Consider the following 21,565-nt stretch of genomic DNA (forward strand, 5'->3'; position numbering starts at 1 on the left):
GACCGGCCTGTGATCCCGTTGCGCCTCGTCCGCCCGTGCGATCACCCGCCCCCACGGGAAGGATGAGGACACGTTTGTGACCTGCACCCCTTTACCCCTGCCGTGCCCGCAGCGCGGAAGGGCCGTCCACGAGGGCGAGGAAAGGGGCGCCAACCGCGGGCCGACTCCTACGCGCCAGTCACGCCTTGGCACTAGAGGACTCAGGCACGGGGCGGCCTCCGGCGTACGACGACTGCCGGGACCGGACCGCACCGCCCCGCCCCGCCGCACGCCAGCCTCACCGCACCACGGCCCCGACGCCCTGCCAGCCCACCGCGACAACCCGCACGACCAGGAGGACAGCTTGGCGACCGCACAGGAATCCACCACGAGTACCGCCCGCGTGAGGACGGTGATCGACCTATTACACGAGCAGGTCGGTGCGCGGCCGGACGATGTCGCCTACGTGTTCCTCCGCAACGGAGAGGAGCCGGCCGAGACTGTGACCTACCGTCAGCTCTGTGACGCCGTCTGGGCCCAGGCGACCGACCTGCACACCCGAGGACTCTCCGGCCGCCGAGCCCTGCTGATGCACCCCGCCGGGCTGGAGTTCGTCCGCACCCTGTTGGGGTGCCTGCGCGCCCGCGTCCTGGCAGTGCCTGTGCAGGTACCCGACCGGCAAGAACACCTCCGCAAGATCCGTCGGATTGCCGATGACGTGGGCGCCTCCGTGCTGCTGACGACCATGGAGGTGAAGACGGACGTGGAGCGGCGCTTCGCCGCCACCCCGGAACTGCACGGCCTGACCCTGGTCGCGATCGACGCCACGGCAGCGTCCGCAACCGCCGAACCACCCGTGGCGCCACCGGTGGCGCACGACATCGCCCTGGTGCAGTACACCTCGGGATCGACGGGAGACCCCAAGGGTGTCATGGTGCGCCACGCCAACTTCCACGCCAACGCGATCCAGACCGAACGGCAGCGCCCCCTGGGACCCGACGGCCGCATGGTTAGCTGGTTGCCGCACTTCCACGACATGGGCCTGATGTTCGGCATCGTGCTGCCGCTGTACGCGGGAGCTCCCTCGTACCTCATGGCCCCTGGGGCGTTCATCCGCCGTCCTGCCCGATGGCTGGAGGCGATTGCCCGAGTCGGCGCCACCCACAGCGTCGCCCCCAGTTTCGCTTATGAGTTGTGCGCCCAGGCAGCCGCCCGCGGCGAGATGTCCGGCGTGGGCGACCTGTCGCGCTGGCGATTCGCTGGCAACGGCGCCGAGTCCGTGCGCCACGCCACGATCGAGGCGTTCTACGCGGCCTTCGCTTCCCACGGATTCGACCAGCGAGCCATGTGCCCGGGGTACGGGCTGGCCGAGAACACCCTCACGGCGACTGCCACCCCCGAGGGACGCGCCCCCGCCGTGGCCTGGCTGTCCGCTCGGGCGCTGCAAGCCGGCCGGGTCGAATCCGTCGCGCCTTCCGCTCCGGGGGCCCGCCCGGTCGTCAGCTGCGGAACACCTGTGCCGGGCACACGCGTCACCATCGTCGACCCGGTCACGCGACGCCCGGTCGACGCCGGCCGGGTGGGGGAGATCTGGCTCGACGGACCGTCGGTGGCCGCCGGGTACTGGGGACGTCCGCAGGACAGCGAGCAGATCTTCCGCGCCCGGACGGAGCAGACGGGCGCCGCCCCGCAAGCGGCTTTGACGGACCGCCCCTGTCTGCGCACCGGCGACTTGGGCTACCTCCAGGACGGAGAGCTGTACGTCACGGGCCGTCTGAAAGACGTGATCGTCCGGCAGGGACGGAACTACTACCCACAGGACATCGAACTGGCGGCGGAACGGGCGGTACCCGGGCTGCGCCCCAATTGCGCAGCCGCGTTCGCCGCGGAAGACGGAAGGTGTGAGCGCCTGATCGTGGTGGTGGAGGTCGACGGGCGCGTACTGCGGAACACCGGTCTGGACGGAGTGCGTGACCGTATCCGCCGAGCGATCGACGACACTCACCGGCTGCCCGTCCACGAGGTGGTCGCGGTGCGCCGTGGAGCACTCCTGAAGACCTCCAGCGGCAAAATTCAGCGCCAAGCCTGCAAACTGGCTTACCTACGGGGGCACCTGAGCCCCCTCACCTCGGCGCGGGCCGACGAGGTGGCACGGCCCTCACCTCAGGAGACGCAGAAGTGATGCTCCGTACGAGTGTGTCGCGCCCCGGCGCCCGCATCGCGGCCGTGGGAGCCTACCGGCCCAGCGTGGAGGTGGGAAACGACGAGATCGGCGCCCGCCTCGGGGTCAGCTCCCGGTGGATCGAACGCCGTTCCGGCATCGTCACGCGCCGCTTCGCGGCCGCCCACGAGTCGGTCATCACCATGGCGGTGGAAGCCGGCCGCAGGGCACTGGCCCGGAGCGGCAGCGACGCGGCCGACCTCCACGCGGTGCTGCTCGCCACCACCTCCTTCACCGAGCTGGTCCCGGCGGCGGCCCCACGGGTCGCCCAGCTGCTGGGCGCCTCCCACGCCGGCGCCGTCGACCTCAACGCGGCCTGCTCCGGCTTTTGTTACGCACTCGCCCAGGCGAACGCACTCGTGCGCTCCGGTCAGGCAGACCGGGTACTGGTCATCGGCTCGGAGAGGATGAGCGATCTCGTTGACCCGGAGGATCCGGACACCGCTTTCCTATTCGCTGACGGTGCCGGGGCAGCCGTCGTGGTCGCAGGTGACACCCCCGGCTTCGGGCCCGTGGTTTGGGGGGCCGACGGCGGTCGGTATCGGCTCGTCGCCCACGCCCCCCGCCCGGCGGCCCGGCCGTGGGACCCGGCGCGGCCTGCCCTGCGCATGTCCGGTCTGGAGCTGTACCGCTGGGCGACGACCTACCTGCCGGACATCGCGCGACAGGCCGTCGAGGCCGCGGGAGTGCGGATAAGTGACATCGCGGCCTTCGTCCCACACCAAGCCAATATCCGCATTGTCGACGCCCTGGCCTCCTCCCTGTGCCTCGGCGCCGAGACCGTCGTCGCCAGGACCATAACCCACACCGGCAATACCTCGGCCGCCTCCATCCCGCTGGCCCTGGACGAACTGCTGACCCGCAGGGCCGTTGGCCGCGGCGATCTGGCCCTGCTCCTGGGGTTCGGAGCAGGCCTCGCCCATGCCGCCCAGGTCGTCGCCCTGCCGTAACGGGGACGATAACCCTCCGGAACGCCGGGCGAGGTGTAGGCGGTAGTTGCCGCCGGTGTTCGGGCCGGCCTGGCCCACGCTCTACCGACGCTTCGCCCAGTGGTCCAAGGCCTGGGGCTGGGCCCGCCTGCACCGCGTCATCCTCGATCAACTCGGTGCCGCCGGGGAGCTGGACTGGTCGCGGTGCGCGATCGATGCCGTGAGCGTTCGGGCCCTCAAAGGGGGCTGCTGACCGGACCGAATCCGACCGATTGCGGCAAGAACGGATCGAAGATCCACCTCATCGTCGGCCGCATCGGTCTCCCGCTCGCAAGCGTCAGACCGGAGTTATCACCAGCGTGTTGACCAGGCTGTTGGTGGCGCTCAGGCCCGTCGTGGCGCAGGCGGTGAGGTTGAGGTTGGGTTCGACGGTGGTCTGGGTGGCGACCTGCCCCTCGCCCAAGCCGTCGGTGACGGCGCCGATCGAGATGATCGTCACGGTGCCGTCCGCCGCCCTGACGGCCGTCACGGCCGGGTAGGTGACCGTGGTGTGGTCGCCCGTGTTCCAGTGGTAGGTGATGGTGCGGGCGGGGATGTTGAGCGGCGTTTGCAGGGAGAGGAGACAGCTCGTCGTGACGTCGCGCGAGCTGGTGCTCGTGCCGCTGCTCACTCCGCCCAGGAGCGACACACAGCTGAAGTTCTCGTCGAGGCTGAGGTGGGTGGGCCGGGGGGTGTTGGTGAGCGGCGGCGTGTAGTGGGTGGTGCGGTTCCCCGTCAGGCAGGTGATGTCCACCGGGGTGGCGTGGGCGGTGGTCGGCACGGCGACGGCGCCGGCGAGCCCGAGCGCCACGCTGGCGCCGACGACGGCGGCCTTCCTGCGGACGGGCAGGGGGATGTGGGGTCTGCGCATGATGTCGGCCCTTTCCTGAATCAGGATGCTTGTGACCGGGGACGCACACTCTTCCACCGAAAGCCCAGTTCGTACATGGCACATGCGTGTCAGCGTGCAGGGAGCGCACGGAGGCGTTTGGGACACCTCGTGCGCTTCTGTGTACGCAGTCCTGGATTGCTGCGCGGTTGATGAGCCGGAGGGTACTTGGTGAGGCGGCGGCAGTTGATCAGGCTGGTGGATATCGCGGTGAAGGCGAGGAGGTGCTCGGGCTTGCGCTCGTAGCGTCGGTGGAGCCGGCGGCAGCCACTGATCCAGGACATGGTGCGCCCGACGACCCAGCGTTGTCTGCCCAGCCCGTCGGGAGGACTCGGTTCCTCGGCGGGCGATGCGGGGCGTGATGCCTGCACGACAGCCTTGCACTGCAGCCTCTGATCAAGTCGATCCCACCCGTGCGGAGCCGCCGAGGGCGGCGCCGGCGACCGGGGAAGCTGCACGCTGACAAGGGATACGACTACGACCACCACCGCCGATGGCTGCAGGCACTGAACCGACGCCTGACCCAGCTCGTCGAACACCACGCCCCACAGCTGCTCGAACCGGTGGGCATCGGCCCGGATAGCGCCGTCACTCTCCTGATCGAGACTCGAGGCGGAACCATCCACTCCTACGATCAGGAAGCCTCTCATCATTCCTCTTTCCGCTTCCCGGTCCTTGAGGTCCGGAGAACTCTTTCCCGGCGACGCTCCGGGACATCGGGTCCCCACGCGGCTCGGCTCAGCTGGCCGTGCGTCCCCAGAGGGATCCGATCTGCTGCCACTCGTCCTCCAACGCCGTGCGACGCCGACGGTTGAGGACCAACCTGGCTCCGTAGTAGCCGGCAGCCGCCGCCGTGACGACGGCGAACGACGAGGCGGCGCCCATGAAGGCGGCGTCCACGCCTGCCTGTGTTGCGGTCGGGGGCGCGGGTGTCAAGTTGTTCTGCCGATCCGTCCAGACCGACACTCGGGAACCCGCCTTGAGTGCTCCGTCGACCGCAGCTTTGCCCGAGTGCCGGGTGCCGTCGGACGCCGTCCAGCGCACGGTCGCGTCGATGCGGCCCCCCGTCGTCCCGTCGGCCAGCGCGTTGTGGGGCACGTCCGACACGAGCGTGGCGGTGACGGCAAGGCGTTCCGCGCGTCGCTGCGCGGCGCTGTGGGCGGAGACCTGTGCCCCGAGCACTCCTGCGACGGGGCCCACCAGAGCGATCACGAGCCAGACGATCAGCAGGATCCATGCCTCGAACAGGTCCTCGCGCCGACGCAACGGATTGCGGCGCCAGCGCCACAGAGACCGTCGAATGGTTCTGTTCCCGCGCATCGTGACCACCTCCGGCTGTCGTCTCCAGCCTCATGCCGTGGGATCCGGTGCAACAGGGGCCCTTCGGGCACCGCCCGCGTTTCTCATGGGTCGTCCGGCCCTGATCGTTCGCGGTGCTCCGTAGGACGTCTGCGACGCGTCGACGTGCGGACGGCCGACGAGGAGATCGCCTCCCGTCGATGACCGCAGAGAGCCGCCGCAGCCGCCTTGCCAGGTCACCACCACGCTCATGGGGGACCAGCCGCGCCTTATACCTTCGTGCACGCGTGAAGAGGGCCGTTCGGCACCACGTCGGGACCCTCAGCCGTCTAGTGGGCACGGCGCCGGCGCGTAACCCTGGGTAGAGAGCCTCATCGACGGAGAGGGACGGTCATGTACGCACACGTTGGCGACCGGCTTGTCGTCGAGAGCCCTTCCACCGGTGTCACCCGGCGGGACGGTGAGATCGTCGGCCTGCACCACGACGACGGGACGCCCCCGTACGACGTGCGCTGGTTGGACACCGGGGACGTCACGCTGGTGTTCCCCGGCCCCGACGCGCATGTGGACCAGCTCGGGGAACCGGGGCGGCCGATGCCGCAGGCGACGCGGACTGCCGGCCGGACGCACCATGGCTCGGTGTACGGCGGTGACGCGGGGGACGTGGGGCGGCGCCTGGCCGCAGCCCGTCGCCGCAAGGGTCTCAGCATCGAAGCGGTTGCCGAGAGAGCACGTATGGCACCCGGCTATCTGTCCTACTTGGAGACGCATACAGCCGACCCAGGCTCCGGCACTCTGGTGCGGCTGGCAGACGCCTTGGGGACGACGTACGGCGCATTGCAGGGAGGTGGCACGGACCGACCGCCCGGGCGGGGATCGGCGCTGCGCTACCCGCACCTGCTCGACCTCGGCGAAGAGGAGTGCCGGGGCCTGCTCTCCACTCACGGAGTGGGACGCATCGCGTTCACTTCGGAGCACGGTCCTACCGTGTTTCCGGTCAATTACGAGGTGACAGACGGGGCCGTGGCCTTCCGTACCGCCCCCAACTCCACAACGGCCTCGGCCGTGGACCAGCGGGTCGCCTTCGAGGTCGACCAGGTGGACGACGCCATGAGCCAGGGATGGAGCGTCCTGGTCGTGGGTCGTTGCCGGGCCGTGACAGATCCCGTTGAAACGAAACGGCTGGACGAGGCCGCGCACACCAGGCCCTGGGCGGGGGGACGGCGGATCGACTGGCTGGCCGTGGTCATGGAACGTCTGACCGGGCGGCGCATCACCTCGGCGGCTGAGTCGTGAGCGGTGCGCCGTTGGGCGCGGCAATGGAATCGACTCGGCCGACGTGGCTTCCCTGCCCCTGACCGTCGTGGCGCCGGAGCTGCCGCCGGAGGAAGTGGCTGCCCTGCGTGCGGTGGTGTCCCACTGCACAGTGACGAACTCGATGGCCAGTCCCCCGGAGATGGAGCTACGGGTCTTGCGCGACGGTGGCGTGTAAGTCGCCTGCGAGCCAGGCGACCAGGGCCGTGACCTTGCCCGAGCGTCCCTGACCCCCGGCGGCTCAGTGTGCGGGGTCTGTTTCCCGCTCCTGGCGGACGACGACGACCGGGCAGGCTGCGTGCTGAGCGCAGCGCTGGCTGACCGAACCGAGCATGGCCCGGGCGAACGCGCCCCTGCCGCGGCGGCCCACCACGAGGAGGTCGGCCCCTTCCGAGGCGCGGATCAAGATCTCCGACGGGTCACCCTCGACGAGTACCTCCTTGAGACCCGGCGGCCGTTCGCCTGGGAAGATGGCATGCAGCTCCTCGGAGAATCGCTCACGGGCCTGCTGGAGGTCGAAGTCGGGGTCGATGGCGGGACCGGTGAAGCCCGCTGCGGACGGTGTGTCCCATACGTGGATCGCCTCGACGACACCACCGACGGTGCGCGCGTACCGATCCGCCCAGCGCAGCGCGGCGTAGGAGGAAGAGGACCCGTCCACGCCCACGACTACGCGTGCTGTCGGCTCAGAGGATTGCATGGCCACCTCACTCGTACGTGCTTCCCGTCTCTGTCCACGCTGCCCGCTGTCGGCGTGACGCGCCAGCCGACTACATCAGTGGCTGTTCACGCCGTGTACCCGTTCCTTTCGCCAGTGATCGGTCATGGAAGTGCGGGCGGGAGGGTGAGACCACCAGCGCGCTGTAAGGGGCTGCCGGTCCGGCCCGACCTGCTTGCCCGCGCACCGCTGTCCGGGTACCGACTATGGTGCGCGGAAAGCCGTCGGGTCAGTAGATTCGGGGCAGCTGCTCGCCGAGCGGCATGCCGATCACGCGTCGGACGCCTGCAGGCGTGCGTAGGACGACTCGACCGGCGGTGCCTCGCGTGTGCACATCGCCGATACGCACCGCGTCCCGTCCCTCCGGGAGCGAGCGCAGCGCGGTGAGCGCGTCGGCCTCGTCCGCGGGGGCGACGAAAGCTACCAGGCATCCGGCGCCGGCCAGGGTCAGTGGATCCAGGCCGAGCAGGTCACAGGCCGAGACGACCGCCTCGGGGACCGGAACGGAGCCCGCGTCGATCTCGACCGCCACCTCCGAGTCACGGGCGATCTCGTTGAGTGCTGCGGTGAGGCCGCCCCGGGTGGGATCACGCAGGCTGTGGATGCTCCGCCCGATCGGCGCCAGCGCGTCGACGAGCCGGTGCAGAGGTCTGCTGTCCGAGGCGACGCCGTGGCAGGTCAGTTCTTCGCGTGTCGACAGGATCGTTGTACCGTGCAGGCCGATCGGGCCGGAGAGCAGCACCGCGTCCCCGGGGCGGGCGAGCGAGGCGGACGGGCGCAGCGCCAGGTGCCGCTGGCCGACGCCGGTGGTGGTGATGAACACCTTGTCCACCGCGCCGTGTCCCACGACCTTCGTGTCGCCAGTGACGACTGGTACTCCGACGTCGAGGGCCGCCGCGCGCAAGGAGCGAGTCACCGCGTGGAGTTCGGCAAGGGCAAATCCTTGCTCAATGATCAGAGCTACGGCCAGGGCGATCGGTCGGGCACCGCGCATGGCCAGGTCGTTGACCGTGCCGTAGACGGCCAGGGAGCCGATGTCGCCTCCGGGGAAGAAGAGGGGGCTGACGACGAAGCCGTCGGTGCTGATCACGAGGTCGGGGTGGTCGGGCAGCAGGGCAGCGTCCTCCAGGGCGCCCGGTCGTCCGCCGAGAGCGGGCAGCACATGGGTGTCCAGCAGGTCGCCGGTCGTCCGGCCGCCCGCCCCGTGGCCGAGCAGAACCGCCTCGTCCTCGTGAGGGGGCGGGAGGCTGGTGGTGTTCATGAGGGCGCTCCTTCTTGGGACGTCCGGGAAATGGTGTCCGCGGCATGCGGATATCTGTGAGCACGTCGCCGGCTGCGCACTCGGGAATCCTCGGCGGTCGTGGGACCACCGACGGCGCATCGCACGGCGGCATCGTCGAGCGGGCGGAAGCCTCGGCGGGATCCGGGCCGTCGGCCGGCCCGGACTCGGCCGTGGTCGGTCGCCCGGAACATCGGCTAGTACGGCATGGGGCGTCCCGACGGTGTACGCAGGTCGGGTGGATCCGGCCGACGCGGAGGGCGCGGGCGCCTTGCCATCTGGAGCCGTTGCATGACGATCGCCTCGTCTCGCGGTAATCCCCTGATTCACAGCCTCACTCACGTGCTGGGGCCTGACCAGGGGCCTCTGGGTTCATGGCGCGGCCCCGGTCGGCCTAGTCCGGGGCCGAAGGTCCCTCCTTGCGGACCCAGGCAGTCCCTGCCACGTCGGCCGTGGCGGTGCGACCGTAGAAGTGGCAACCCACGCTGCACGAGGTGGCTGGAAAAGAGAAGGCGGTGGGGATGATGGCACTTCCCCTGGTTGTGGGCGTCGACGGATCGGACGGCAGTGTTCTGGCCATCGACTGGGCGGTGGACGAGGCGCTGCGTCGACGGCTTCCGCTGCGCCTGGTCTACGCATCTTTGTGGGAGCGGTACGAGGGCGTTCTGCCGACCATGACCCGGGAGCGCTCCTCGGCGCAGGTGATGGCGGACAACATCGTCGGAACTGCCGCCGAACGTGTCCGGCGATACGACCCCGGCCTGGCGGTCTCCACGGACACCGTGCCTGCGGAAGCGGTGTCCGCGCTCCTGGCCGAAGGGATGCACGCCACCGCCGTGGTCACCGGCTCACGAGGACGTGGGGAACTCAAGGGAGCACTGCTCGGCTCGGTCAGCCTGGCCGTCGCCGCCCGGTCCGACTGTTCCGTGATCGTCGTCCGAGGTGACAAGTCCGCGTTGTCGGGCGCCCACGAGCGCGTCCTCCTGGGCGCAGGCGACCCCGGCACAAGCCGGGAGGCGGTTCGCTTCGCATTCGAGGCGGCCGAGACAAGGGACTGCGAGCTGGACGTGGTGCGGGCCTGGCGGTGCCCGGAGTACGAGAGCACCGATGTCGGGGCACCAGCCGGTTCCGAGCATCAGCACGAGGAGCGGGCTTCTGCCCTGATCGACACCTTGATCGCCGAAGCGGTGACGGCACATCCGAGCGTGCGACTGCGCAGGGCGACGATCGAGGGGCCGGCCCGAAAGGTGCTGGTGGCGCGGTCGGCCGCCGCCGATCTGGTCGTCGTAGGTGCCCGGCACAGGTCGGGCCATTTCGGCCTCCAGCTCGGACGCGTCACTCACACCCTGCTGCAACACGCGGCCTGCCCGGTGGCAGTGGTCCCGCAGGCGGCGTGAGCTTGTGGTTTAACCAGTTCGTCGCGGTTTGGTGCCCACCTTGTGGTGGGCGGGTCGGCTGAACGCCTCGCCGGTGGCGAGGACTCTGCCCACGTCGTGACGCGTGGCGGGGCGGCGGTTCTTCGATCCTGGTGGCCGGCCAGGGCCGGGGTGGGATGGTTTCGGTGCACCGGCTGGTGAGCCGGCCCTCGTGCACAGGTTCCTGAACCCTCTGCGGACGCGGGCGGGTGTCAGTTTGTTCGGCTCGGTCGCTTTCTCCCAGGGCCTGCAGAGGTCGGCGGCCAGCGATCGGGCGAGTCGGAGCTGGGCATAGGCGGCGATCACCAGCCAAGTCCACCGGTCGGCCGCTTCCGAGCTGCGGAGCCGGGGCTTGGCCCACCCGAGGGTCTGCTTGAACAGCCGAAATGTGTGTTCGATTGTCGAAGCGCCGGAGGAAGGACTGCCAGCAGCGGTCGACGTCCGCATCGGTGGCGCCGGTGCCCGACCACCACAGCCATACCGGCTTGTTGACCCCGCCGCTGGGCAGCTTCTCCACGACCAGGCGGATGACGGTGCCCTCGATGAGGGGCAGTGGTCCGTCGTGGTCGAGCCATGCGGCCCGGTGGGTCAGCCGCGGGTGCAGCCGGTCCCATGCCTGGGCGGTCGCCTTCCCATAGAGCCGGGTGGCCGTGGCGGTCACGGCCTGCTCGGTGCCCCAGGTTGCGGCGTCACCGAAGACGAACTCGCCGCCGTGCTTGGGTGGCCGGCCGCCCTTGGGGTTGGCCAGGTGGAACTCTTCGCGCGAGGGTGCCGAACGCCGCATCACCCGATCCGAACGGAGCCGGCCGAGGACCTCGACGGGCAGGTCGCCCAGGAGGTGGGCGATGCGCGGGGCGTCGTATCCGGCATCCAGCACGACCAGGATCTTCGGTTCACCCGGCCGCCATTGGCCAGCGGCGACGAGCCGCTCAACAACCTCACAAATCTGCACCGTGGTCACCGCGGCGACGTCGGCGCCGGGCCCCAGGCGGACCGTGTCCAGCACCGCCGTCTAGGACGTGCGACCGGTCTCCAGCGCGGCCACCACCGAGTACGGCCAGCCGGGCACCATCTGGTGCTTGCCCTCGCCCCGACCGAACGTGTGGCAAAAGGAACGGTCAGCACACGTGTTGGCGTCCGGCCGCAGCCACGGCGAGACGTCAACGGCCAGAACGAGCCGGCCGTCCGCCGCCCTCGGCAGCGGCACCCCGGCCAGGGCCCGACGCAATCGGGCGACGTCGATCCGGCCCTGGTTGAGCCCGCCGTACAGAGCCCCGTGTCCACGGCGGTGTTCAGGCGCGAGCGCGAGATCACCCAGCGTCCGAACCGCCCCTTCGGTGCACAGCAGCGCGTCGCACAACTCGAACAACGCGTCGCCCCGCGCGGTCAGGCACGCGTACAGCTCCGACCGGAAGTGCGACACTTCCGCGAACGCATCCCGCAGGACGCCTTGATGCAGCAGACTCACGACCACGGCCTTCGTGCTGATCCACTCTGTGACGAAGCACAGGATCATGCGGAGGCCGCCTACACGTCCGCCGAACTGCGAAAATGCTGATCAAGTTCGAGGCGATCTTTCGATGTCGCAGCCTGGCTCTTTCCAGGCCACCGGCTATCACCCGCTCACGGGATTTGCGGACATATCCAGGTGCTTGTCGAGGAAGCTGTTGATGAACTCCACTCCGAAGGCGTGAGTGTCCGGAGAGACGTCGGAGGGCGACTCACCGAACCACAGGACGGTCTCCGGGCTGCGCTTGGCTTCATCGAGCCACATGCGAAGCCGGCCGAGACGTCCTCCGCTCAACCGGATCGCAGCCTGATGCACGCGTTCACACTCCGCTCCTGCGTAGAGATCAAGGAGCGCCACGGCGCGCGCAGCGTCGCTGTCCGGAAACGTGGTGCCGCAAAGCTGACGTGTTGCAGGTGACACGGCCATGTCCGCCATCCTGCCCATCGCGAAGACCGTCGACAACGGCCAGGTGCAGTCGGAGGTTAAACGACAAGGTCAGTGCCTGTTCCATATCTCCGGTTCTGGGTGACGCTGTTGCCTAGCCTGGGCCAGCGTTCGACGGTGCCGGGCGGCCCGGAGAGCGGGTGTGCGAGGGCTGTGGTGAACGGCTGAGGCCGGGAGCGCGGCCCGATGCAGTGTTCTGTTCTGCAGTGTGTCGTGCCGCCAGCCGCATCCAGTTCGCGATCGGTGACTACGCGCTGGAAGTCGAGCCGATGTGCGAGTACGGCGGCCAGAAGAGGAGCGAGGCGCCGTTCACGGTGAAGGCGTCGCTGTTCCGGCTGGCCGAGGACATCGGGGTGTCGTACTCGATGGTGAACCAGACGAGGTGGACGGCGTCCAGGTGGCCAGAGGATCGCCGGGTCGCCGGCGTCTCCTACACGGTCCACCAGATCCTGGCGGGGATCGCGGACGAACAGGAGCGGTTCGAGGCGATCGGTACCCCGCCGGAGGGGAAGTCGCTGTGGACGCCGGACGAGGCGAACCGGCGGGCCGGCCGCCAGGTCCTCAAGCCCGTCACCCGGCAGGAGAAGGTCAGCGCGATCCACACACTTGCGAAGGACGAGGAGGTCGCGGCGACGGTGACCGGGGACCTGCTACGCAGTCCGGCCGCGATCGCTCCGGGCATCCTGCGGCGCCCCGCGGCCGTCGAGAAGGTCAAGGCGGCCGACAAGGTGAAGGTGGTCGAGTAGCTGACCAGGGACGAGCGCGTCGCTGCAGAGGTGACCACAGGGCTGCTGCGCCGCCCGGACGTCGCGTTCAAGGCGATGGGTGACGACACCGCCCGCCACCAGGTCAACCGCGCGAAGGTCGAACGCGGCCAGCAGGCCCGCGAGGAGAACGACCCGCTCGACCCGGCGATCCGCGCGATCGACCGGTCGGTGCAGTTCCTTGACCTTGTCACCGCCTGCCACGCGTTCGTCGCGGAGGCCGGCCGCGTCGTCCCGGGCCTGCGCGACGGGCCGCTCGGTGACGACGAACGCGTCCTGGTCCACGAGAACGTCGCCCGGGTGCGGGCCGCCCTGGACTGGATCGAGACGGCCGTCGACACCGGGAAGGTCGACGTCGACGGCGAACTGGCCCGGCTCCTGCAAGGCGAAGGCGAATAGGCGGTGCCACGCGCTTCTGACCGCAGATCGGCCGCCTCCCAGCGGCACGCCGACACCGTCCGGTTCGTGCTCTTCGAGGCCCGCCCTGCCGGCTGACCTTCCCCCAGCTCGTCCGCTCGGGCGAGTTGACACCCAGCCAGACCCGCGCGGGCTTGGCCTGCCTGCGCGACATCATCTCCGAACGGGGCTGGGCCTCGGTGAAGTGCGACTTTCCGGTGCCCGAGGGTCCGCAGATGCAGAGGTTCTCCTTGCGGGTGACCCACTCGAGCATCTTCAGCGAGTCCTGGGTCGGCCGCGGGGTCGAGGAGGCGTTCTCGTCCCAGTCGCCGAACGTTTTGCCCGGGGAACCCGGCGCGCTCGCGGCGAGTACGGAGGTTGGCGGCGTCCCGGCCTGCGGCTTCCTCGGAGAGAAGTACGCGGATGACCTCGGCGGGGTCCCAGCGTTGGGCCTTGGCGGTGGGTATCAGGTCGGTCAACGCCCCCCGGATGTGCGGGAGTTACAGTCGCTTGGTGGGCTCGATGGCCTCGGCGAGGGGATCGCCGTGAGTGCCGGTGACGGTGCGGATCGGGGTGGCCATCAGTGCTCTTCCTTCTTATCGGCGATGCCGAACTTCGACCAGGCGGAGGTGCCCGGCCGCAGGCTGTGATCTTCGGAAGCCCGCGTGGGCTCGACCGTCTCGAGGCCAGCTTGGTAGGTGAGGATGCGGATCAGGTCGTTCTCCGCGAACCGCCCGGCGATCGCTGCGGTCCCAGGTGCCCGGTCGACGTCGGCGACGGAATGGAGCTTGGCCAGGGCGACGGCCTCGGCCATCTTCGTTCTGATCCTGCGGGCTCCGGCGGCCCCGGCCTCGATCAGCCAGGACACCGCACCGGGACTGAGTGCGAGGAAGGCGGCCTCCTCGGCGGAGTTTGCCCGCGGAGTGCGGTCGCTCTCCTTGTCCTCTCTGGGCGGGTAGTGCTCGTCCTTGATCGCTGGGTTGCCCGGCGTTGATCGGTCGTGCCGGGCTACTTCGGCCGGTCCGTCCTCGCCGACCGCGGTGACGATCAGCTCGTCGCCGGTGAAGCGGGCCCAGACGCGGGTGTCGACGAGCTGGTGCGGGACCGAATACCGCACCCCTTCGACGGAGATGGTGGCGTCCCAGTTCACCCTCCTGGTGGTGCCGAACGCGACCGCGAACGGCTCTTTCGGCAGAGGATGCAGCCTCTGGCGCTCTTCCGCGAGGACCTCGGCGGGCTTACGCCGGGTGGCCCGGTGGACCCGGCTGTTGACCTCTTCGCAGAAGTTGCGGCAGGCCGCTTCCAGATGTCCGAAGGTGGGATACTGCTCGAGGAGGTTGGCGTCCGTGGGCACCAGGTCGGCCTTCGCGATCCGCACCGTCGCCTCGGATCCGCCCTTGGTTTCCGGGTCGGCGGGCAGACAAGTACGGACTGTCAGTCCGTAGTGCCGGGCGACCTCGACGATCTCTGGGTTGCGGACCGCGATGTTCGCGACGTGTGTCGTGGTGACCGTCTTCTCATTGTCGGTCTGGGCATAGGCCGGCACCCCACCTATTCGCCGCAGCGTCGCATCCAGGCAGGCCACGATCGTCGGCAGCGTCTTGTCGAACACCGGAATGACGCCCCGGAACCGCGACCAGGCCAGCCACGCACACCACAACTGCGTCTGACGCCCGCCGATCTTCGGACCGTGACCCCAGTCCCACTGCAGCCACAGACCCGGCTCGGTGATCCACGGCCGATAGACCCGCCGCGATCCTGCCCGCAGACTCGCCTTGACCTCCGCGACCACCCGCCGCGTGGTCCTCTCTCCGCCTGTGAAGCCCATCGCCGTGATCCGCCGGTGCACCACATCGGCCCGGATCCGGCCGTGGGAGTTCACCACCAGTTCCTCGATCTTCGACAGGTACTCGTCGATCGGCCGGGCCCGGTGCTGGCGGGCCGTCGGGCTGGCGCCCTCGGCCCGCATCTGTACATATCGGGCCACCGTGTGGTGGTCGCAGGGCGCTAAGTGGCCGCCTACGGGGAGTATCTGCTGACCGCCGTCACGCTCAGCCAGGCAGTTTCGCTGCGTAGATCCAGTCGAAGCCGTCGTATCCGGGGCCGTCGAGATGTTCTGCCCGCATCAGGCCGGCACGTACCGCCACGCGCTGCGAGGCAGCGTTAGCTGGTCGGACTCGGGCGATCAGCGGGAGGTCGGGAACGTGGCGCGATACCCAGTCGGTCACTGCGGTCGCCGCCTCGCTGGCGAAGCCCTGACCCCATGCCGAGGCGGCGAAACGGTAGAAGAGGTTGAGAACGTTCATGCCGTTCAGGTCCATGGGCTTGACCCCGCAGAACCCCAATTGCCGGGCAGAGTTGTGACGTCGGACAACCCAGTACCCGTATCCGCAGCTCTGCCATTGGTTGTTCCAGCGCTGATAGAGCTCCTCGGCCTCTTCGGGCCGAGCGAGGGCGTCGGAGGGATTGTGCAGGCAGGTTGCGGGGTCACTGTGGATCGCGAAGATTGCATCGATGTCGGCTTCGGTCGGACGCCGCAGGGATAGTCGGGCGGTCGACAGCTCTTCGCCTGCCAGGCTCCATTCACTCATTCGAAGATCGTAGAGCCATGAAGATGGCGGCGATGTGGAGTCCGGTGAGGTAGATAGTGACGGACTCGCTCCCGGCCTCAGCCGTTCAGTACAGCCTCCACACACCCGGCCTCCGGGCCGCCCGGCACCGTCGAACGCTGGCCCAGGCTAGGCACCAGCGTCACCAGAACCGGAGATATGGAACGGGCCTGACACCTGCCGGACCATCCGGTGCGCGGTGCCGCAGATCGACGCCGCGCATCCTGTGTGACGCATCAGGATCGACCTCACTCGGGGCATGGCGTCCACCCGTCGCGGGAGAAGGAGGGCTGACCGGCCCTGGCCCCCGGTCCCGGCTGGGGGAAGACTGGCCCTGTAGGCGGGTCGCCTCCTTGAGGAGCAATCGATGATGGACAGCGAGCCGGCCGGCCGGGCGACCGCGATCAAGGTTTTCGTCCTTGACGATCACGAGGTTGTCCGGCGGGGTGTTCACGACCTGCCGGACGACGAACCGGACGTCACCGTGGTCGGTGAGGGCGCCACCGTCGAGCAGGCGCTGGTGCGCGTTCCCGCGCTGCGTCCGGACGTGGCGGTGCTGGACGTACGCCTGCCGGACGGCGACGGGGTGAGCGTCTGCCGGGAGCTGCGGTCGAGCATGCCGGACCTGGCCTGTCTGATGCTGACCTCGTTCGACGACGAGGAAGCACTCCTCGAATCCATCATGGCGGGCGCGGTCGGGTACGTCCTGAAACAGATCGAGGGCTCCGACCTGGTCTATGCCGTGCGCACCGTGGCCCGCGGCCAGTGAGCTCTTTCAGAGTGGCCACTGATCGGGTGACCGGCCAGCGGCCCGCAACGCACGAGGCTCCTGTGCCGTTGAGAGAGGTGTTCGATGTCTCAACTCAGCAGCGCAGGAGCCTCGTTGGTTCCCCATCCTGCCTCACTCGACCTGCCGCACGCCTTGGTCGAGTGGGTAACCATGCTCGTCGTCACCCGTGAGGGTGACCGCCGCTGCAAGCTCCCACCGCACCAGCGTGCTCTCGTCTCCTTGATCTACCTGCGTCGGCACGACCCGCTCCCGCAGATCGCCGCGGGCTTCGGCATATCCGTCGGCACCGCCCACGCCTACGTCACCGCCGTCGTCGGCCACCTCGCCCGCCGGGCTCCCGGCCTGCTGCGAGTCCTGCGGGAGACCGATCCCGAGCACGTCCTGCTCGACGGCACGCTCGCCGAGTGCGACCGGGTCGGCGACAGCCGGGCCGATTTCTCGCAGAAGCACCGCCGCCACGGCGTGAACGTGCAGGTCGTCGCCGATCCCGCGGGCAACTTGCTGTGGATCTCGCCTGCGCTGCCCGGCCGCACTCATGACCTGACCGCGGCTCGCACCCACCGCATCATCCGGATCTGCGAACGCCAAGGAGTGCCCGTCCTCGCCGACCGCGCCTACATCGGCGCCGGTCCTTGGGTGACCACGCCGATCAGACGACTTCCGCACCAGGACCTCAGCCCGACCCAGCGGACGATCAACCGGGCCCTGTCAGCGGCACGGGCACCGGTCGAACGAAGCGTCGCGCGGCTCAAGTCCTGGCGCATTTTCCGCCGGTCGCGCTGCAGCCCCAACCGCATGACCGCCATCTCCGCTGCCGTCCTCACCCTGGAGAGACAACGCTGAAAACGCTCACTGCTCGGTGAAGTACGCGGGTGGCCGCACCCGCATGCTGGAGGCGATGTTGCGCAGCACCGCACTGCTGACCGGTGGGGTGCGCGCCTCGACCACGGCGACCGCATCACCGACCCGGGTGAAGTACTGAACGAACTCGTACCTCGACCACTGCCACACCCCGGGCGCGACGGGGGTGCAGGCGGGTGCGGGCACCGGGTAGACGCTGGTGAGCGCCGCGCAGTGCGAGGGTGGTGTGAAGTTCGGCTGGCGGGGGCCCACCACGACCTGGATGACTCGGTGGAGTTCCTCCATGGATTCGGCGTGCTGGCCGGCGTCGTCCGGGACGATCCGGTAGAAGAAGGTGGGCTGGCTGCTGTGCGCCGTTCCGCTGGTGCCGACGCCCTCCAGGTGGTAGCCGTCGGGCACGTTGGGCCCCAGCAACGGCACGCCCGCATGGGTGAGTTCGGTGCTCTGCTTGTGGTGGGCCAGCTGCGTGGAGGCGAAGGAGTCAAGCGGCATCAGCAGGGCCAGGGCGAGGGCGGCGGCGGCTCGCGGCCACAGGGGCCGGCGGGGCTGAGTGCACCAGGCCGCGAGAGCGTACGCTCCCGCGCACAGGGCCGCCTGGATGAGGAGGGTGCCATTCGGCAGCCACCGCAGTGAGTCCAGGCACCACAGCAGATACCAGCCAATGCCGGTGCCCAGCAGTGCGGTCAGCCAAGCCGGCCGGACCGCAAAAAGGCGCAAGACCAGCCAGGTGAGGCCGAAGACCAGGACCGGCAGCAGGTAGGACCACCACAGGGCGTAGCCGAGACAGCCGAAGCCGGGCGCGCTGCGGCAGGCGCTGGAATTGACCACCAGCCGCAGCGACAGCCCAGCAGCGGCCACCGCGATGACACCGGCCGCGGCGGCACATACCGCCCGCCTCGCCTGCCCAGCAGGCAGTTCGGTCACCGCAGCACCCATCGCATCCTCCCCCGGCCGTCGATTCGGGCCTGATCGTAAGTTGGCTGGGACGCCAGCGCCTGAGTAGGCGTACTCAGGCGTATGTGTCTCAGCGACGGCAGCCTGGAGGGCATGGGCTCTCCTTCGGTGTGGGTCGACGGCGTCGTGGCGCTTGTTCTCGGCGCGGCGACGGCCGCGCTCGTCTTCTGGCTGGGCTGGCGCGTGCTGTTCGCCGGTGACGACTTCGGCTCTCCAGGGCCGCGTACGGCCCGTGCCGCCCGCCGCGCCGCCTGGAACAGCGGCTGCGTGATGGCGGTGGCCGGGAGTGGGTTGCTGGGGCTGCGGCTGTGGATAGCCGCAGCTGTACATCTGCTCCTGGCCGGGTCGGCGACCGTCCTGTTCACCGGCATCGCCGTCGAACACCGCTGACACAGAACGCTGGTGGCTCGGGGGTGGATGGTCCGACACCGCCCCCGGCCGGTCGACAGGCTGACACGCACAACCGCCGTGCTACAGGCCCGTGTGGCCGGTGCTCAGCGGTAGTCCGCGGGACGGTCTTGCATCCACACGGTGAGCCGGTCGCGGACTCCGATCAGCTGCGTGCGGTGGGCTTCCGGGTTGGCGGTCGAGCTGTCTTCGGCAAGGGCGGTGCGCAGCGAGGCGATCCAGCGCAGAGGCTCGGGGAAGTGTCCTGATCCCTTCGCCAGAGCCGCCCTCACCCTGGAGAGGCAACGCTGAAAATGCTCAGTCACTGCTGGACCCGAGCGCCACCGCGAGACTGATGGCGCGGCTGCGGGGCGGTGAGGAACAAAGGGAGGAGCCGGAAGCGCTGGCCGGTCTGACCGAGCGGGAACGGGACATCCTGGCCCTCATCGGAGAGGGCCTGACCAACCGGCAGATCGGCCAGCGTCTGTACCTGGCCGAGAAGACCGTCAGGAACCACATCTCCCGCCTGCTCGCCAAGCTCGGTGTCGAGCGGCGCATCCAGGCCGCCGTCATCGCTACCCAGGCGCAGGACCGCATGCGAGACGAAGGCCGCTGAGCGCCGTCGCGATCCCCCGCTCCGGTGATCTCCGGCCGGCCACGAAGCAGCAGCGAGGTCCCGTGTCACGGTCGCTCCGCAGCCGCTACCGTGGCACGTAGGCGGCCGGAAAGCCGCACTGTCCCTGGGCGTGGAGGCCGGCGGTGGACGAGTCCGAGGAGACGCGGGAGGCCAGTGTGCGCCTGCCTCAGCTGCGGCTGGACGAACTGCTGGGCGAGTTGCAGGCCCGGCTGGACGCGGCCCGCGGCACTCGGGACAGGGTGCACAGTCTGCTGGAAGCGGTGCTGTCGGTCGGCAGGGAACTGGACCTGGAGCAGGCCCTGCGCAGCATCGTCGAGGCCGCGGCGACGCTGGTCGACGCCGAGTACGCCGCGCTGGGCGTGATCGGTCCGGACGGCAGGCGGCTGTCCGCCTTCCACACGGTCGGAGTCAGCGAGGAGGAGATCGCCCGCATCGGGCACTACCCCGAGGGACACGGCATCCTGGGTGAGCTGATCAGGCACCCGGAGCCGTTGCGTCTGGCCAAGCTGTCCTACCACCCCGCCTCCTACGGGTTTCCGGCGCACCACCCGCCGATGAGCAGCTTCCTGGGCGTCCCCATCCGGGTCCGCGACCACGTCTTCGGCAACCTGTACCTGACGGAGAAGCGCGGCGGACAGGCGTTCGACGAGGACGACGAGTCGGTGCTGTCCACCCTGGCCGTGGCGGCGGGTGTGGCGATCGACAACGCCCGGTTGTACGAGGAGACCCGGCTGCGTGAGCGCTGGCTTCAGGTGAACGCCGAGATCATGCACACGCTGATGTCCGGCGCCGAACAGGGCGGCGCACTGCGGTTGATCGCCGAGCGGGCCCGGGAGATCACGTCCTGCGCCCTCGGCGTGGTGGCCCTGCCGGTGCCGGGCACTGACGAGCTGGCGGTGGAGCTGGCGATCGGACGCGAGGCCGGGGCCTGGCGCGGACGGGTGCTGCCCGTGCGCGGCAGCCTCATGGGAGAGGCGTTCGCCCGGAGGGTGCCCGTGAGCAGTCAGGACGTGTCGCACGACGAAAGGATCACGGCGGGTCCGCCGCGGTTCGCGGGCCTCGGGCCGGCGGTGGCCGTCCCCATTGGCGCAGACGAGCACGTGCGCGGCGTGGTGCTGCTGGTCCGCGAGGCGGGCGGGCCTGTGTTCACCGAGAAGGAGACGCAACCGCTACAGGTGTTCGCCGCTCAGGCGGCGGTGGCGATGGAACTGGCGGAACGTCGCCGGGACGCGGAGCAGATCGCCTTGCTGGAGGACCGCGACCGCATCGCCCGCGACCTGCACGATTTGGCTATCCAGCGCTTGTTCGCCACGGCCATGACCCTGCAGAGTGCAGGGCGGTTCATCCAGCACGACAAGGCGGCGGAACGCGTGCAGCGCGCGGTGGGCGACCTGGACGAAACGATCAAGATCATCCGCTCGACGATCTTCGGCTTGCGTTCCAGGGAGGACGACCCGGCGTCGTCCACACTGCGGGCCCGCGCGGTCCGGGCAGTCGCCGAGATGGCGCCGGTGCTGGGCTTCGCGCCCGGAGTCCGTATGGAGGGCCTGCTCGACACGCACGTACCGAAGGAGATCGCCGACCAACTCGTCGCCGTCATGACGGAGTCCCTGACCAACATCGCCCGCCACGCGCACTCGAGCCATGCCGACGTCGCGCTGGAGACCGACGGCAAGTGGGTCCGACTCACGGTCTCCGACAACGGCGTCGGCATTGCGCCCGGCGGCTGCCGCAGCGGACTGCGCAACATGGAAGAGCGCGCGCAAAAGCTCGGCGGAGAACTGCGACTGGAGCGCCCCCAGGACGGAGGCACCCGCCTTGTGTGGCGGGTGCCCGTGGTTCAGGCGGAGGGGGAGGACGCCGGAGCGACGGTGTGATCGTCGAGGCCGGTCTGGGCCCCGTCTGCCTGTTCCGTGCGTCATGGGCTCCGGACGTGGTCGGCGCCCCGTCGCGGTAAAGCGGACCTCTCGGGGCCGTACCCGAAGCACACCACTATCGGTGCCCGACCACGACGTGTCGTCGTCGGCCCTGCTCGGCATCGGTGCCGTGCTGACGCCGACGAACCCGTCGGCGGCTATCACCTCGTCTACGCGACGGTACTCGTCGCTGTGGCCGCTGCATCAGCGGGCGA

At 69.5% G+C, this 21,565-nt stretch carries 15 protein-coding genes and 9 pseudogenes; 12 read left to right on the forward strand and 12 right to left on the reverse strand.

The window, feature by feature from the left end; genetic code table 11:
- Positions 1-343 precede the first annotated feature (343 nt).
- From ACGF5T_RS32065 to ACGF5T_RS32075, 3 genes and pseudogenes are all read left to right on the forward strand, one after another.
- Positions 344-2,161, forward strand: coding sequence for a fatty acyl-AMP ligase (locus tag ACGF5T_RS32065; RefSeq protein WP_366768437.1), 1,818 nt, complete (start codon positions 344-346; stop codon positions 2,159-2,161).
- Entirely contained in the window at positions 2,161-3,150 is a 990-nt protein-coding gene (locus tag ACGF5T_RS32070) for a beta-ketoacyl-ACP synthase 3 (RefSeq protein ID WP_366768438.1), read from the forward strand. The genes ACGF5T_RS32065 and ACGF5T_RS32070 overlap by 1 nt, the downstream gene beginning before the upstream one ends.
- Before the next feature lie 46 nt (positions 3,151-3,196).
- Positions 3,197-3,462: pseudogene (locus ACGF5T_RS32075) on the forward strand (IS5/IS1182 family transposase); the annotation flags it as partial.
- A gap of 4 nt (positions 3,463-3,466) precedes the next feature.
- On the opposite strand, the gene ACGF5T_RS32080 reads toward ACGF5T_RS32075, so the two are convergent.
- The 3 genes and pseudogenes from ACGF5T_RS32080 to ACGF5T_RS32090 form a co-directional block, all read right to left on the reverse strand.
- Positions 3,467-4,039: a hypothetical protein gene (locus tag ACGF5T_RS32080; RefSeq protein ID WP_366768439.1), complete on the reverse strand. Its 573-nt coding sequence runs from the start codon at positions 4,037-4,039 to the stop codon at positions 3,467-3,469.
- A gap of 188 nt (positions 4,040-4,227) precedes the next feature.
- Positions 4,228-4,423 (reverse strand): annotated as a pseudogene (locus ACGF5T_RS32085) (IS5/IS1182 family transposase); the annotation flags it as partial.
- A 372-nt stretch (positions 4,424-4,795) separates the two neighbouring features.
- Complete coding sequence (locus tag ACGF5T_RS32090) at positions 4,796-5,377, reverse strand: hypothetical protein (RefSeq protein WP_366768440.1); 582 nt, start codon at positions 5,375-5,377, stop codon at positions 4,796-4,798.
- A 372-nt stretch (positions 5,378-5,749) separates the two neighbouring features.
- On the opposite strand from ACGF5T_RS32090, the gene ACGF5T_RS32095 reads away from it, so the two are divergent.
- Positions 5,750-6,652, forward strand: coding sequence for a pyridoxamine 5'-phosphate oxidase family protein (locus tag ACGF5T_RS32095; protein ID WP_366768441.1), 903 nt, complete (start codon positions 5,750-5,752; stop codon positions 6,650-6,652).
- 259 nt (positions 6,653-6,911) lie between these two features.
- Here the strand turns inward: ACGF5T_RS32095 and ACGF5T_RS32100 are convergent, their stop codons facing one another.
- Complete coding sequence (locus tag ACGF5T_RS32100) at positions 6,912-7,370, reverse strand: universal stress protein (RefSeq protein ID WP_366768442.1); 459 nt, start codon at positions 7,368-7,370, stop codon at positions 6,912-6,914.
- A 247-nt stretch (positions 7,371-7,617) separates the two neighbouring features.
- Positions 7,618-8,649, reverse strand: coding sequence for a hydrogenase expression/formation protein HypE (gene hypE, locus ACGF5T_RS32105; RefSeq protein ID WP_366768443.1), 1,032 nt, complete (start codon positions 8,647-8,649; stop codon positions 7,618-7,620).
- A 533-nt stretch (positions 8,650-9,182) separates the two neighbouring features.
- Here hypE and ACGF5T_RS32110 point away from each other — a divergent pair.
- The gene (locus tag ACGF5T_RS32110) at positions 9,183-10,064 is read left to right on the forward strand and encodes a universal stress protein (protein ID WP_366768448.1); all 882 of its coding nucleotides are present in this window, start codon (positions 9,183-9,185) and stop codon (positions 10,062-10,064) included.
- 9 nt (positions 10,065-10,073) lie between these two features.
- On the opposite strand, the pseudogene ACGF5T_RS32115 reads toward ACGF5T_RS32110, so the two are convergent.
- Together ACGF5T_RS32115 and ACGF5T_RS32120 are read right to left on the reverse strand one after the other, a co-directional pair.
- Positions 10,074-11,550 (reverse strand): annotated as a pseudogene (locus ACGF5T_RS32115) (NF041680 family putative transposase).
- A 147-nt stretch (positions 11,551-11,697) separates the two neighbouring features.
- A complete protein-coding gene (locus ACGF5T_RS32120) occupies positions 11,698-12,018 on the reverse strand; it encodes a hypothetical protein (protein WP_366768444.1) in 321 nt (106 codons plus the stop codon).
- Between the two features lie 236 nt (positions 12,019-12,254).
- On the opposite strand from ACGF5T_RS32120, the pseudogene ACGF5T_RS32125 reads away from it, so the two are divergent.
- Both ACGF5T_RS32125 and ACGF5T_RS32130 read left to right on the forward strand, forming a co-directional pair.
- A pseudogene (locus tag ACGF5T_RS32125) lies at positions 12,255-13,199 on the forward strand (DUF6192 family protein); the annotation flags it as partial.
- A 3-nt stretch (positions 13,200-13,202) separates the two neighbouring features.
- Positions 13,203-13,390, forward strand: a pseudogene (locus ACGF5T_RS32130) (RacP protein); the annotation flags it as partial.
- On the opposite strand, the pseudogene ACGF5T_RS32135 reads toward ACGF5T_RS32130, so the two are convergent.
- From ACGF5T_RS32135 to ACGF5T_RS32145, 3 genes and pseudogenes are all read right to left on the reverse strand, one after another.
- Positions 13,390-13,687, reverse strand: a pseudogene (locus ACGF5T_RS32135) (ATP-binding protein); the annotation flags it as partial. The pseudogenes ACGF5T_RS32130 and ACGF5T_RS32135 overlap by 1 nt on opposite strands.
- An 89-nt stretch (positions 13,688-13,776) precedes the next feature.
- Positions 13,777-15,207, reverse strand: a pseudogene (istA, locus tag ACGF5T_RS32140) (IS21 family transposase); the annotation flags it as partial.
- A 40-nt stretch (positions 15,208-15,247) separates the two neighbouring features.
- Positions 15,248-15,787, reverse strand: coding sequence for a GNAT family N-acetyltransferase (locus tag ACGF5T_RS32145; protein ID WP_366768445.1), 540 nt, complete (start codon positions 15,785-15,787; stop codon positions 15,248-15,250).
- Between the two features lie 385 nt (positions 15,788-16,172).
- Here ACGF5T_RS32145 and ACGF5T_RS32150 point away from each other — a divergent pair.
- Both ACGF5T_RS32150 and ACGF5T_RS32155 read left to right on the forward strand, forming a co-directional pair.
- Positions 16,173-16,571: pseudogene (locus ACGF5T_RS32150) on the forward strand (response regulator transcription factor); the annotation flags it as partial.
- A gap of 117 nt (positions 16,572-16,688) precedes the next feature.
- Positions 16,689-17,438, forward strand: a complete 750-nt coding sequence (locus ACGF5T_RS32155) for a transposase family protein (protein ID WP_392890090.1) — start codon at positions 16,689-16,691, stop codon at positions 17,436-17,438.
- A gap of 6 nt (positions 17,439-17,444) precedes the next feature.
- Here the strand turns inward: ACGF5T_RS32155 and ACGF5T_RS32160 are convergent, their stop codons facing one another.
- Entirely contained in the window at positions 17,445-18,392 is a 948-nt protein-coding gene (locus tag ACGF5T_RS32160) for a hypothetical protein (protein ID WP_366769226.1), read from the reverse strand.
- 81 nt (positions 18,393-18,473) lie between these two features.
- Here ACGF5T_RS32160 and ACGF5T_RS32165 point away from each other — a divergent pair, with 81 nt between their 5' ends.
- Positions 18,474-18,800, forward strand: coding sequence for a hypothetical protein (locus tag ACGF5T_RS32165; protein WP_307054360.1), 327 nt, complete (start codon positions 18,474-18,476; stop codon positions 18,798-18,800).
- Between the two features lie 104 nt (positions 18,801-18,904).
- Here ACGF5T_RS32165 and ACGF5T_RS32170 read toward each other — a convergent pair whose 3' ends face one another.
- A complete protein-coding gene (locus ACGF5T_RS32170; protein ID WP_356611105.1) occupies positions 18,905-19,090 on the reverse strand; it encodes a hypothetical protein in 186 nt (61 codons plus the stop codon).
- Between the two features lie 26 nt (positions 19,091-19,116).
- Between ACGF5T_RS32170 and ACGF5T_RS32175 the strand changes: the two are divergent.
- Together ACGF5T_RS32175 and ACGF5T_RS32180 are read left to right on the forward strand one after the other, a co-directional pair.
- Positions 19,117-19,413, forward strand: a pseudogene (locus ACGF5T_RS32175) (helix-turn-helix transcriptional regulator); the annotation flags it as partial.
- A 143-nt stretch (positions 19,414-19,556) separates the two neighbouring features.
- Positions 19,557-21,311 carry a GAF domain-containing sensor histidine kinase gene (locus tag ACGF5T_RS32180; RefSeq protein ID WP_366769225.1) on the forward strand — a complete coding sequence of 585 codons (1,755 nt, stop codon included), beginning with the start codon at positions 19,557-19,559 and terminating at the stop codon, positions 21,309-21,311.
- Positions 21,312-21,565: the final 254 nt, after the last annotated feature.

It is taken from the genome of Streptomyces sp. NPDC047853 (assembly GCF_043204535.1).
Lineage (GTDB): Bacteria > Actinomycetota > Actinomycetes > Streptomycetales > Streptomycetaceae > Streptomyces.

Bases quoted from the DNA above. Each gene is read 5' to 3' on its own strand.
- ACGF5T_RS32070 (WP_366768438.1), top strand. From the start codon at position 2,161: ATGCTCCGTACGAGTGTGTCGCGCCCCGGCGCCCGCATCGCGGCCGTG.
- ACGF5T_RS32080 (WP_366768439.1), bottom strand. From the start codon at position 4,039: ATGCGCAGACCCCACATCCCCCTGCCCGTCCGCAGGAAGGCCGCCGTC.
- ACGF5T_RS32090 (WP_366768440.1), bottom strand. From the start codon at position 5,377: ATGCGCGGGAACAGAACCATTCGACGGTCTCTGTGGCGCTGGCGCCGC.
- ACGF5T_RS32095 (WP_366768441.1), top strand. From the start codon at position 5,750: ATGTACGCACACGTTGGCGACCGGCTTGTCGTCGAGAGCCCTTCCACC.
- ACGF5T_RS32100 (WP_366768442.1), bottom strand. From the start codon at position 7,370: ATGCAATCCTCTGAGCCGACAGCACGCGTAGTCGTGGGCGTGGACGGG.
- hypE (WP_366768443.1), bottom strand. From the start codon at position 8,649: ATGAACACCACCAGCCTCCCGCCCCCTCACGAGGACGAGGCGGTTCTG.
- ACGF5T_RS32120 (WP_366768444.1), bottom strand. From the start codon at position 12,018: ATGGCCGTGTCACCTGCAACACGTCAGCTTTGCGGCACCACGTTTCCG.
- ACGF5T_RS32145 (WP_366768445.1), bottom strand. From the start codon at position 15,787: ATGAGTGAATGGAGCCTGGCAGGCGAAGAGCTGTCGACCGCCCGACTA.
- ACGF5T_RS32160 (WP_366769226.1), bottom strand. From the start codon at position 18,392: ATGGGTGCTGCGGTGACCGAACTGCCTGCTGGGCAGGCGAGGCGGGCG.
- ACGF5T_RS32165 (WP_307054360.1), top strand. From the start codon at position 18,474: ATGTGTCTCAGCGACGGCAGCCTGGAGGGCATGGGCTCTCCTTCGGTG.